Raw genomic sequence first — 2,027 nt, 5'->3', positions numbered from 1 at the left:
CCATGAAACATCCATTGTATTCCCCATAAGATTACTAAGATAAGGATCACCCAAACCATAATCTTTAAATTATACATTCTGTAAGTTTTCCTAAAATTAACATAATACGCGTTATACGAAATGCTTCTTTTTATTTCATATAAATCATAGTTTTATCGTATAGCAAAAAGCCCAACCCTCTCCGATTGGGCTTTTTTAATGATTGTTCACGTTCCACGCTTAGTATTTAAGCAATGTTTCACGGGATTTGTTAGCTCATATGGATAATCTGATTTTATGGTTTGAAATCCGTTTTTTGATGTAGAGCCTTCAAAATTCGTTTAGCCGTTTCTTCCATTACACTTTTTGGATCTCGTAAAATCCCACTAATCCAAATCGCAAAAGTAGGATAGTCAGGAAAATTACTTAGATCAGAAAGTTCAGAAAGTTTAGATAGAATAGTGCTGTATTTATTAATTTGGGGATCTGACATATTACAAAATAGCTCTACTGTCTTTGTCTCTCTCTCGGGTGCTATGAGTTTTGGCTTAGGCTTCTCTTGCACAATAAACTTGATACCAGCCTCAGACCGTCCTTGTTTAACGTTTTCATAAGTGAGTTCAATGTCTGTATTAGCTGTAATTTCATCTAATGAAGGCTTAATTACACGGTCTTTTAAATTACATAGCTTGTCGTAGGACTTTGGCAAACCTAACTCAGTTTTTATATGCTCTAAGGACATTTCAAATTGTCCCATAGCTTGATATTTTTTTGCTAAATGATATAGGTCGAACGAGTAGTCTTTTTTCAGACTGAGTACGATGTCTTTCTTGTACTTAGTGTATGGATTTAATTTGTCGAACTCTTTGAGCATCAAAAGAACTTCCTCTGGGAAGCATATGGATATTGAACCATTCTCATATATTGCTCTAATGACCCAGTTACAGTAGGTTTTTTTCTTATTATCACCATAGGAAAAATAACGTCTTAACAGGTTTTTACTCGCTTCTTCCATTTGCGAATACGCTGAGTTGGTTTTTATACCGCATTCTTTTGCAAAGCTCTCTGATGTTATGGTGATTGCATCTTTTTCAGTTGCATCAATTATCCGAGCTATAGGACTAGCAAGAATTAATAAGCGTTTTTCATCAATACTCATGCTTTTAAAGCACTCTTGAATCGTATTCTGCATAACAACCCAAGATACAGGGTATGTTTTTTTATAATCCATGAAACTACATTCCGCAAGAAGTAGTTTTTTATATCATATTGATTTATTTTTGCACACGATTTTTGTAGTTTTTAACATAAAACTACATTAAATATAGTGTAGTTTAGTTCATGCCATTTGTAGTTTCTAATCATGCCATTTGTAGTTTCTAATGTGCCAAAATCATGCCATTTGTAGTTTAGTTCATGCCATTTGTAGTTTTTTAAAGTCTGAAAGCCTTGCTATATGTGGTCTGGAAGGGTGTCTAAAAGTATTTAAAAGCTTTTTAAAAGAATAAAAGAGAATTAAAGGCAAAATCAAAAGCTATGGCACTCGCTTCGCTCGTGTCGTTTCAAAAGCAAAACCAAGAGCAAAAAGATTGATAATGCATTCGCTATGCTCATGCTTTTTTAAGATCAAAAGCCCCAAAGTTCGCACCCATTCGGGATGCTCTGTACTTACCGTTTTAGATTAAAAGGGAGTTTGTAATCAGGGAAAAGGCGTTGCTGAAATTTTTATGATGCTCAATCGCTCGTAGACACTCGCTTGGTTTAAACCTGTGAGGTTCAAAAAGAAAAAAACAAAGCGAACGGAGTGTGAGTGACATAAAGATAAATCGCTCATTCCCCCTCTGATTACTGTTTTGCTGAATTAGATTAAAAATCTAATTCAAAATCATTTTTAGGTTTTGGTTTATGCTCAGGTTCATAAGTTTGTTGAGAAGTATTCTGTCTAGGCAATGGATTTTTAATTTCGTAAATATCACTTTTAATAGTCTCAAAACTCTTTAAACACGCTTGATATGATTCTCTTTGCTGTTTCAAATGGTCGTTTTGAG

The 2,027-nt window shown here is 34.1% G+C and carries 2 protein-coding genes; both read right to left on the bottom strand.

The window, feature by feature from the left end; translation table 11 throughout:
* Positions 1-274: 274 nt before the first annotated feature.
* The gene (locus FTV31_RS16415) at positions 275-1,210 is read right to left on the bottom strand and encodes a replication initiation protein (RefSeq protein WP_180015715.1); all 936 of its coding nucleotides are present in this window, start codon (positions 1,208-1,210) and stop codon (positions 275-277) included.
* Between the two features lie 635 nt (positions 1,211-1,845).
* Positions 1,846-2,027 (bottom strand): hypothetical protein (locus FTV31_RS17205; protein ID WP_218948753.1); only part of this gene is annotated, 182 nt, incomplete at its 5' end.

This window comes from Acinetobacter sp. YH16031, from assembly GCF_013417335.1.
Classification (GTDB): Bacteria; Pseudomonadota; Gammaproteobacteria; order Pseudomonadales; family Moraxellaceae; genus Acinetobacter.
The sequence above is the reverse complement of the archived record's forward strand: the minus strand, read 5'-3'. Positions and strand labels throughout refer to the sequence as shown.

Excerpts from the sequence above, each read along its gene's own strand:
- FTV31_RS16415 (WP_180015715.1), bottom strand. The coding sequence starts at position 1,210 with ATGGATTATAAAAAAACATACCCTGTATCTTGGGTTGTTATGCAGAAT.